The organism is Streptomyces sp., assembly GCF_050698815.1.
Lineage (GTDB): Bacteria > Actinomycetota > Actinomycetes > Streptomycetales > Streptomycetaceae > Streptomyces.
This window is the reverse complement of record NZ_JBOHCV010000736.1, coordinates 1-9,395: the sequence shown is the minus strand read 5'-3', so window position 1 is coordinate 9,395 and position 9,395 is coordinate 1. Positions and strand designations below refer to the sequence as shown.

9 protein-coding genes and 1 pseudogene are annotated in these 9,395 nt (G+C 69.8%); 5 read left to right on the top strand and 5 right to left on the bottom strand.

The genetic code is table 11. From position 1 onward, the window contains the following. From ACRDP3_RS26100 to mmsB, 3 genes and pseudogenes are all read left to right on the top strand, one after another. A pseudogene (locus ACRDP3_RS26100) lies at nucleotides 1-265 on the top strand (sugar ABC transporter substrate-binding protein); the annotation flags it as partial. Between the two features lie 53 nt (nucleotides 266-318). Next, a complete protein-coding gene (gene mmsA / locus ACRDP3_RS26095) occupies nucleotides 319-1,905 on the top strand; it encodes a multiple monosaccharide ABC transporter ATP-binding protein (RefSeq protein WP_431519461.1) in 1,587 nt (528 codons plus the stop codon). A gap of 9 nt (nucleotides 1,906-1,914) precedes the next feature. Further along, a complete protein-coding gene (gene mmsB / locus ACRDP3_RS26090) occupies nucleotides 1,915-3,165 on the top strand; it encodes a multiple monosaccharide ABC transporter permease (RefSeq protein WP_431519460.1) in 1,251 nt (416 codons plus the stop codon). A gap of 61 nt (nucleotides 3,166-3,226) precedes the next feature. Here the strand turns inward: mmsB and ACRDP3_RS26085 are convergent, their stop codons facing one another. Next, nucleotides 3,227-3,655 (bottom strand): organic hydroperoxide resistance protein, encoded by a 429-nt coding sequence (locus tag ACRDP3_RS26085; protein WP_431519459.1) that lies wholly within the window; start codon nucleotides 3,653-3,655, stop codon nucleotides 3,227-3,229. 53 nt (nucleotides 3,656-3,708) lie between these two features. Beyond that, a complete protein-coding gene (locus ACRDP3_RS26080) occupies nucleotides 3,709-4,737 on the bottom strand; it encodes an NADP-dependent oxidoreductase (RefSeq protein ID WP_431519458.1) in 1,029 nt (342 codons plus the stop codon). Between the two features lie 108 nt (nucleotides 4,738-4,845). Between ACRDP3_RS26080 and ACRDP3_RS26075 the strand changes: the two genes are divergently transcribed. Then, nucleotides 4,846-5,340 carry a MarR family winged helix-turn-helix transcriptional regulator gene (locus ACRDP3_RS26075; protein ID WP_431519457.1) on the top strand — a complete coding sequence of 165 codons (495 nt, stop codon included), beginning with the start codon at nucleotides 4,846-4,848 and terminating at the stop codon, nucleotides 5,338-5,340. Nucleotides 5,341-5,347: 7 nt separating this feature from the next. Here the strand turns inward: ACRDP3_RS26075 and ACRDP3_RS26070 are convergent, their stop codons facing one another. The 3 genes from ACRDP3_RS26070 to ACRDP3_RS26060 form a co-directional block, all read right to left on the bottom strand. Further along, on the bottom strand, nucleotides 5,348-6,214 hold the full coding sequence (locus tag ACRDP3_RS26070) for an SMP-30/gluconolactonase/LRE family protein (protein WP_431519456.1): 867 nt from the start codon (nucleotides 6,212-6,214) through the stop codon (nucleotides 5,348-5,350). Nucleotides 6,215-6,260: 46 nt separating this feature from the next. Further along, on the bottom strand, nucleotides 6,261-7,034 hold the full coding sequence (locus tag ACRDP3_RS26065; protein WP_431519455.1) for an IclR family transcriptional regulator: 774 nt from the start codon (nucleotides 7,032-7,034) through the stop codon (nucleotides 6,261-6,263). A 145-nt stretch (nucleotides 7,035-7,179) separates the two neighbouring features. Then, entirely contained in the window at nucleotides 7,180-8,289 is a 1,110-nt protein-coding gene (locus ACRDP3_RS26060; protein ID WP_431519454.1) for a Ku protein, read from the bottom strand. A gap of 30 nt (nucleotides 8,290-8,319) precedes the next feature. Between ACRDP3_RS26060 and ligD the strand changes: the two genes are divergently transcribed. Then, the gene (ligD, locus tag ACRDP3_RS26055) at nucleotides 8,320-9,210 is read left to right on the top strand and encodes a non-homologous end-joining DNA ligase (RefSeq protein ID WP_431519453.1); all 891 of its coding nucleotides are present in this window, start codon (nucleotides 8,320-8,322) and stop codon (nucleotides 9,208-9,210) included. The last annotated feature ends 185 nt before the right edge of the window (nucleotides 9,211-9,395 follow it).

The window sequence follows — 9,395 nt, the reverse complement described above, 5'->3', positions numbered from 1 at the left end:
CGCCGAACTGGCCTCCATCAAGTCGATCCTGCGCGGACAGCAGCGGCAGACCGTGTACAAGGACACCCGCAAGCTCGCGAAACAGGCCGTACAGATGGGTGACGCGGTGCTCACGGGAAAGAAGCCGCAGGTCAACGACACCAAGACCTACGACAACGGCAAGAAGGTCGTCCCCGCCTACCTGCTCAAGCCGGTGAGCATCGACAAGTCCAGCACCCAACGCCTGGTCGACGACGGCTACTACACGGCGGGACAGCTCAAGTGACGGCCGCGGCGGAGCCGTCCACGGACGGACAGGCCGGGCAGTTCGTGCTGGAGATGCGCGGAATCACCAAGACATTCCCCGGTGTCACCGCGCTCTCGGACGTCAATCTCACCGTGCGGGCCGGCGAGATCCACGCGATCTGCGGCGAGAACGGCGCCGGCAAGTCCACGCTGATGAAGGTGCTCAGCGGCGTGCACCCGCACGGGAGTTACCAGGGTGAGATCCTCTTCGCTGGCGAGCCCTGCGCGTTCAAGGACATCCGCGCCAGCGAGCAGCGCGGCATCGTCATCATCCACCAGGAACTCGCGCTGATCCCCTATCTCTCCCTCGCCGAGAACATCTTCCTCGGCAACGAGCACGCCACCCGCGGCGTCATCAGCTGGGGTGACACACTCCGGCACGCCGACGTGCTGCTCAAGCGGGTCGGGCTGCCGGACAAGCCGCAGACCCGGGTCGCGGACATCGGCGTCGGCAAGCAGCAGTTGGTGGAGATCGCCAAGGCGCTGTCCAAGGAGGTGAAGCTGCTCATCCTGGACGAGCCGACCGCCGCGCTCAACGACGCGGACAGCCACAAGCTGCTCGGCCTGGTCCGGGAGCTGCGCGCACAGGGCATCGCCTGCATCGTCATCTCCCACAAGCTGAACGAGATCCGCCATGTCGCGGACCGCGTCACCATCCTGCGCGACGGCCGCACCATCGAGACGCTCACGGTGCGCGAGCGCCAAGAGGACTCTTCCGGGTCCCGGCCTGAGGTCTCCGAGGACCGCCTCATCCGGGGCATGGTCGGCCGCGACCTGGACCAGCGCTTCCCGCCCCGCACCCCGTACAAGGGCGCGGCCGGGCCGGGGGCCGGCACCGCCCGCCCCGCCCTGGCGGTCTCCGGCTGGACGGTGCGGCACCCGATCGACCATCAGCGCAAGGTCGTCGACAACGTGTCGCTGGAGGTGCGGCGCGGCGAGATCGTCGGCATCGCCGGCCTGATGGGCGCCGGCCGCACCGAGCTGGCGATGAGCGTCTTCGGGCGTTCGTACGGGCAGTACGCGGGCGGCACCGTGGCCGTGGACGGCCGCGAAGTCCTCACCCGTACCGTCCCCGAGGCCATCGCGCACGGCATCGCCTACGTCACCGAGGACCGCAAGACCTACGGGCTGAACCTCATCGACGACATCAACCGCAACATCTCGCTCGCCTCGCTCAGCGGGCTCTCCCGGCGCGGCGTCGTCGACGACCACGAGGAGCGGCGGGTCGCGGAGCGCTACCGGCGCTCGATGAACATCAAGGCACCCACCGTGCACGAGCAGGTGCAGCGGCTCAGCGGCGGCAACCAGCAGAAGGTCGTACTCAGCAAGTGGATACACGCCGACCCCGAGGTGCTGATCCTCGACGAGCCGACGCGCGGGATCGACATCGGCGCGAAGTACGAGATCTACACCGTCATCGACCAACTCGCCGCCGACGGCAAGGCGGTCCTCTTCATCTCCTCCGAACTGCCCGAGCTGCTGGGGATGTGCGACCGCATCTACACGATGGCGGCCGGCCGGCTCACCGGCGAGACAGCCCGTCAGGACGCGACCCAGGAAGTCCTGATGCGGCACATGACCAAGTCCCTGGACACCAGCGGCACGAGTGACAAGAGCTGAGGGCCGACCATGACGACATCGACCGACACCCGTCCCCCGTCGGGCGGCCAGCCGGAACCGCCCGACCGCTCCGGCACCCGCGGCGCCTCCGCTGGGTCGCTGCTGCTCGGCACGATCCGCGACAACATGCGCCAGTACGGCATGCTCGTCGCCCTCGCGCTCATCGTCGTGCTGTTCCAGATATGGACGGACGGCTCGCTGCTGCTGCCGAACAACGTCTCCAACATCGTCCAGCAGAACAGCTACATCCTGATCCTGGCCATGGGCATGATGATCGTCATCATCGCCGGCCATATCGATCTGTCGGTCGGTTCGCTGGCCGCCTTCGTGGGCGCCGCCGCCGCGGTGATGATGGTCAAGCACGACATGCCATGGGTGCTGGCGCTGGTGCTGTCGCTGCTGATCGGCGCGGCCGCCGGGGCCTGGCAGGGCTTCTGGATCGCCTATGTCGGCATCCCGTCGTTCATCGTGACGCTGGCGGGGATGCTGCTCTTCCGCGGCGGTACGCAGATCCTGCTGGAGGGCCAGTCGATCGCTCCCTTCCCCAAGGGCTTCCAGGAGATCGCGCAGGGCTTCATCCCGGAACTGGGCCCCTACACCCAGTATCACAACCCCACCCTCCTCATCGGGCTCGTCGTGATCGCCTTCGTGCTCTTCCAGGAGTGGCGGGACCGGCGGCGGCAGTTGGCCTACGAGCTGGAGGTGCTGCCGTTCAACCTCTGGATGCTCAAGTGCCTGGCGATCGTGGCCGCCGTCGTCGCCTTCACCCTGACGCTGGCCAGCTATCACGGTGTGCCGGTGGTGCTGCTCATCATGTGCGTGCTGCTCATCGGACTCGGCTTCGTGATGCGCAACGCCGTCATCGGCCGCCATGTGTACGCGCTGGGCGGCAACAAGGCGGCGGCCAAGCTGTCCGGCGTGAAGGACAGGCGGGTCACTTTCCTGGTGTTCGTGAATATGGGCGTGCTGGCGGCGCTCGCGGGATGTGTGTACGCGGCCCGGCTGAACGCGGGCACACCGCAGGCCGGTATCAACTTCGAACTGGAGGCCATCGCCGCGGCGTTCATCGGCGGTGCCTCGATGAGCGGTGGTGTGGGGACGGTACTGGGCGCGGTGATCGGTGGGCTGGTGCTCGGCGTGCTCAACAACGGCATGTCCCTGGTCGGCATCGGCACCGACTATCAGCAGGTCATCAAGGGCCTGGTGCTGCTGGCCGCCGTCGGCTTCGACGTCTGGAACAAGCGGCGCGTGGGGTCCTGACGCCGGTGCGCGCCGCCGCGCGGAGCACGCGCGGCGGCGCTGGACGTCAGGTGACTGGGCGTCACACGACGTCGAGGCCGACCTCGATGTTGCCGCGGGTGGCGTTGGAGTACGGGCAGACCTGGTGTGCCTTCTCCAGCAGGTCCTTGGCCGTGGCCTCGTCCACGTTCGGTATGTGCGCCTCGAGGGCGACCTTGAGGCCGAAGCCGCCTTCCCCGTTGGCGCCGACGCTGACCCTGGCGGTCACCGTCGAGCCGGATATGTCGGCCTTCTCCTTGCGTGCCACGACGCCGAGCGCGCTCTGGAAGCAGGCGCTGTAGCCGGCGGCGAAGAGCTGCTCCGGATTGGTGCCGGCACCGCTGCCGCCCAGTTCCTTGGGCGGGTTGACCACGAAGTCGAGCTGACCGTCGTCGCTGGCGACCCGGCCGTCACGGCCGTTCTCAGCGGTGGCGACGGCGGTGTACTTGACGTCGATGGACTGGATGGACATGAATACTCCCGTTTTCAGTGAGTTGACGACCGGGTCGCTGGGCGAGCCGCAGGTCAGTCGCCGAGGCTGACGATCATTTTTCCGGTGTTCTCGCCCTTGAGCATGCCGAGGAAGGCGTCCACGGTGTTCCCCACGCCCTCGACGACCGTTTCGCGGTACCGCAGTTCGCCCGAGCGGATCCAGGCCGAGACCTCTTCGAAGAACTGCGGCATCAGGTCCGCGTGGTCGAGCACGAGCATGCCCTGGAGACGCAACTGCTTGCCGATGAGCATCGCGAGGTTGCGCGGCGCGGCGGGCGGCTCCGTCGCGTTGTACTGCGAGATCATGCCGCAAATGGTGGCGCGCCCATGCACGTTGAGCACGTTGATGGCCGCTTCCAGATGGTCACCGCCGACGTTGTCGAAGTAGACGTCGATGCCGTCGGGCGCGGCCTCCTTCAACTGGCCGGTGAGGGAACCCGACTTGTAGTTGAAGGCGGCGTCGAAGCCGTACTCCTCGGTGAGCACGCGGACCTTCTCGTCCGAGCCGGCGCTGCCGATGACCCGGGAGGCGCCCTTGAGCCTGGCGATCTGTCCTACCTCGCTGCCCACCGCACCGGCGGCGCCGGAGACGAAGACGGCGTCACCCTCCTTGAAGGACGCGACCTCCAGCAGCCCCGCGTACGCGGTCAGGCCCGGCATGCCGAGCACCCCGAGGTAGGTGGTCAGCGGCGCCATCTCGGCCGAGACCTTGGTGGCGTGCCGCGCCCGCAGCGTCGCGTACTCCCGCCAGCCGAGGTCGTGCAGCACGTGGTCGCCGGGCACGAAGCCCTCCGCCTTCGAGGCGATGACGACGCCGACGGCCCCGCCGCCCATCGGCTCGTCGAGCTGGAAGGGCGGGACGTAGGACTTGACGTCGTTCATCCTCCCGCGCATGTACGGGTCGACGGAGAGATGAAGGTTCCGCACCAGGATCTGCCCGTCGTCGGGCGCGGCGACGGGGCGCTCGCGCAACGCGAAGTCCCCCGGGGTCGGCCAGCCCTGAGGCCGGGCGATCAGGTGCCATTCGCGGCCGGTCGCGGGGAGAGTGTCGGGCGAGCTCATGATGGGGCGCCTCTCGGGTCGAACGTGTCAGGGCGAAATGCTTCAGATGCTGAAACAACCATGCGCCTTGATGTTTCATGTTGTCAAGCAACGCGCTAGACTGCCCCCATGCCCACCCGCTCTTCCGCCGGTACCCGAAAAGCCGGCCCCGACTCCGCCGGCCCCGGTCCCGACCCCGACCCCGTCACCCGCGAGGTGGTCGACCTGATCGGCACGGTGGTCGCGCGCTACCACGCGGAGTACGAGCTGGCCGCCGCCCACCACTCGCTCACCGGCGCCCAGGCCCGTGTCCTCGCGCTGCTGGCCCACGAGCCGACGCCGATGCGCCAGGTGGCGCGCCAGCTGAAGTGCGAGCCCTCGAACGTCACGGGCATAGTGGACCGCCTCGAGTCCCGCGGCCTGGTCGAGCGGCGCCCCGATCCGGCGGACCGTCGCGTGAAGCTGGCCGCGGCCACCGGCGAGGGCCATGCCACCGCCGACCGGCTCCGCTCCTCGCTCGACTTCGCCCGCGAGCCGCTCGCGGGCCTGACCCCGGCCGAACGGACCCTGCTGCGCGACCTGTTGCAGCGCATGCTGGGCGAGGAAGTACCCGGCGACTGCTGACCGACTGTCAGCCCGCGAACGCCGGCTGCGGCAGTCCCTGCCCCGCACCGGGCAGCACGAGCACCGCACCGGCCAGGGGGCTGGCGGCTGGGTCGGCGCCGACGCCGGCCGTCGTCACGTACAGATCCCGCAGGTCCGCGCCGCCGAAGGCGCAGGCGGTCGGGCGATGGACGGGCAGCCGCACCGTACGGTCCAGCGTGCCCTGCGGGGTGTAGCGGCGGAGGGCACCGCCGTCCCAGAGTGCGACCCAGACGCAGCCGTCGGCGTCGACCGTCAGCCCGTCGGGATAGCCCGCGCCCTGCTCGATCTCGGCCAGCGGGCGGCGCCCCGATACGTGTGGGGCGTCCCCGTCGCCCGCCGTACCCACGTCGAAGACGTCGATCCGACGGGTGGGAGTGTCGTTGTAGTACATCAGCCGGCCGTCCGGACTCCAGCCCGTGCCGTTGCTGACCGTGACCTCCGGCAGCACCGTCACCGCCGATCCGTCCCCGTTCACGCGCTTGAGGTCGCCACCGCCCGTGCGCTCGTCATACGGCATGGTGCCGGCCCACAGCGCGCCGTCCGGGGCGATCGCGGCGTCATTGCCCCGCCGCCCCGGCACCACCTCGCGGTGCAGCCAGGAGAAGACCCCGTCCGGGTCGTAGAGCCCCACCCCGTCCCGCAGGTTGACGACGAGGCCACCGCCCGCGCGGGGCTTCGCGGCGCCCACGTGCTGTTCGGTCGACATGACCGTACGGGCCCCGCCGGCCGGATCGAAGGTGTGCACCCGGGAGTTGAGGATGTCCACCCAGATCAGCACCCCGCGCGCGCTGTCCCAGGTCGGTCCTTCGCCGAGCCGGGCCCGCGCCCGTACCGCCACCTCCACCGTGCGCATGCCGCTCACTCCCGCCTCGCTCTCCCGCTCGTGACGGCGGTCACCGTCACCCGCGTTCCCGGTGGCCGAGGCGCCCCGACAGCTCGGTCGCGCCCTTGACTGCCAGCCCCGCCAGCTCCTCATGCCGCTCTTCGCTCCAGCGGATCACCGGCACCGAGATGCTGAGCGCTGCCACGACCTGACCGGCCGAGTCCCGCACCGGCGCGGCGACGCAGCAGACGTCCGGGTTGGACTCCCGCCGTTCCACCGCGATCCCGCGCGCGCGGATCTCGGCGAGCGCGGCACGCAGCGCCTCGGGCGAGGTGATCGAGTGGGGCGTCATCGCGGTCAGCGGCGAACCCACGGACAGCCGTGCGTCCAGCTCCGCCTCGGGCAGCGCGGCGAGCAGCATCTTCCCCACCGACGTGCAGTGCGCGGGCAGCCGCCGCCCGGCCGCTGAGACCATGCGCACCGCATGGGTGCTGTCGACCTTGGCGATGTAGATGACGTCCCTGCCCTCCAGGATCGCCACGTGCACCGTCTCGTCGCAGGTCTCCGCGACGCTGCGGGCGACCTGCCGCCCCTCTGCGGCCAGGTCGAGCTGCTCGGCGTAGCGGCTGCCGAGCTGATACCCGCGCACGCCGAGCCGGTAGCGCCCGGGCTGATCGGGCAGCTGGGCAAGGTAGTTGCGGGCCGCGAGCGTCGTCACCAGTTCGTGCACCGTGGTGCGGGGCAGCCCCAGCCTGCGGGTGATCTCGGGGGCGGTGAGGGTTCCGTCGCCCTCGAGAAAGAGCTCCAGGATGTCCAGGGCCCTGGATACGGCCGGTACCGGACGACCCATGTCCCGCCCTCCCCTTGTTCGCGCGGTGATGCACAGCGGCAGAGTTCGAAATACCGACAGATGGCCGGTATCACGAACAGCCTAGCCACAGCAGCCAGGGGCGACAACGGCCCGCTCCCGGCGGAGGCGGGCCGGCGGACGGCCGCTACGCGGACTTCCGCGTCCGGGCGGTCTTCTTCGCCGCGGCCTTCTTGCCGGCGACGGCCTTCTTCGCCGTGCCGCTCTTCGCGGCCGCCGTCTTCTTCGCCACGGTCTTCTTGGCTGCCGTCTTCGCCGCAGGTGCCTTTTTCGCCGGGGCCTTCTTGGCCGCCGTCTCCTTGGCCGCCGTCTCCTTGGCGGCGGTCTTCTTCGACGCCGCCTTCTTCGCCGTGGCTTGCTTCGCCGCCGTCTTCTTCGTCCCACCCCGCTGCCGCGAGATCTCGTGCACGGTCGCGTCCCCGCTCCCGGCCCCGCGGCCTCCCGCACCCTCTCCCCTCGACTCCTTCGCCGCCCGCACGCTGCTCTCCAGTACGGACATCAGGTCCACGACCTGCCCCTTGCCGGACGGCGCCGCGGCCTCCTCCAACGTGGCGGTGTCGACGCCCTCCGCCTTCGCGGTGACCAGCCGCTCCACCGCCTCCCGGTACTCGTCGTGCAGCTCCGACCAGTCCAGGTCCCCCAGCGTCTCCATCAGGGTGTCCGCCAGGTCCAGCTCCGCGTCGCGAATGGACACCTGCTCCTCGGGCGCGACACCGCTGACGGACCGGATCTCGTTCGGCCAGAGCATGGTGTGCAGGGCGAGTACGTCCTCGTACACCCGCAGCAGGCCCAGGCTCTCCCGCCCCCGCATGGCGAGTTTCCCGACAGCGACCTTCCCCGAGCGCTTCAGCGCCTCCCGCAGCAACGCGTACGGCTTCGCGGCGGACTGTCCGTCGCCCGCCAGGTAGTACGAGCGGTCCAGCTGGATCGGGTCGACGTCCTCCGAGGGCACGAAACCGAGGATCTCCACGGTCTTCGCGGTCGGCAGCGGCAGCGCGGCCAGGTCGGTGTCCGTCAGCTGTACGGTCGTCCCGTCCCCGGTCTCGAACCCCTTGCCGATCTCCTCCCGCGGCACCTCCTGCTCCTCCAGCTCGCACACCTTCCGATAGCGGATGCGCCCGCCGTCGGTCGTGTGCACCTGGTGGAAGGAGACACTGTGGTTCTCGGTGGCCGAAACCACCTTGATGGGGATGGTGACCAGCCCGAAGGAAATGGACCCTTTCCAGATGGATCGCATGGTTCGTCCCTTCTATGGGACTCTCAGGGTATGCCGTACACGGAGGTCGAGGGCCGCCGTCTCGCTCTCAGCAATCTCGACAAGGTGCTGTATCCGGCCACCGGATTCACCAAGGGCGAAGCCCTGCACTACTACGTGACCGTGGCGGAAGCCCTCCTGCCTCACCTCCGCGGGCGCCCGGTCTCCTTCCTCCGCTATCCCGACGGTGTGGACGCGACCGCCTTCTTCGCCAAGAACGTGCCGCCCGGCACACCCGCCTGGGTGACCGTCCACGAGATCACCCAGGTCAGCAGCACCCCGCTCCGGCAGGTGCTGATTCACGATCTCGCCACCCTCGTCTGGGCGGCCAACCTCGCCGCGCTGGAGCTGCACACACCGCAGTGGCGCGTCGAGCACGAGGCGCGGGCGGACCGGCTCGTCTTCGATCTCGACCCGGGCCCCGGCGCCGGAGTCCTGGAGTGCCGCACCGTCGCCCTGTGGCTGCGCGAGCGGCTGGCCGCGGACGGCCTCACCGTGCTGCCCAAGACCTCCGGTGGCAAGGGCCTTCATCTGCTGACGCCCATCGAGGTCACCGGCTCCTCCACGGCCCGCGAGTACGCCAAGGCCATCGCCCTGGAGGCCGAGGCCGCCCTGCCCCGCCTGGCGCTCAGCAAGATGGCGAAGGCACTGCGCCCGGGCAAGATCTTCGTCGACCACTCCCAGAACGCCGCGGCGAAGACCACTGCCGCCCCCTACACGCTCCGCGCCAAGCAGCGGCCCAGCGTCTCCACTCCCCTGACCTGGGAGGAGCTGACCGCCGCCGAGGACCCCGACGACCTGGTCTTCCTCGCCCCGCAACTGGCCGCCCGGCTGGACCGGGACGGCGACCTCATGGCGCCGCTGCTCGACGCCTCCCTCATCCGCCGGCTCCCCGAACCCTGACCGAGCCCGGACCGAGCCCGGACCGATGGGTGGCCACCGCAGCGGTTCTGTGACAGGACGGGCCGCCGCACGCAGACGCATCGGACTATCCCTACGCGCGCGAGGCCGATTCGGCGCCGTGGCCCGTCGCCACACCGCCTTCCCGGGGCGAACTCGGGAGCGTGTCCAATCGCTCGGCGCCGTTG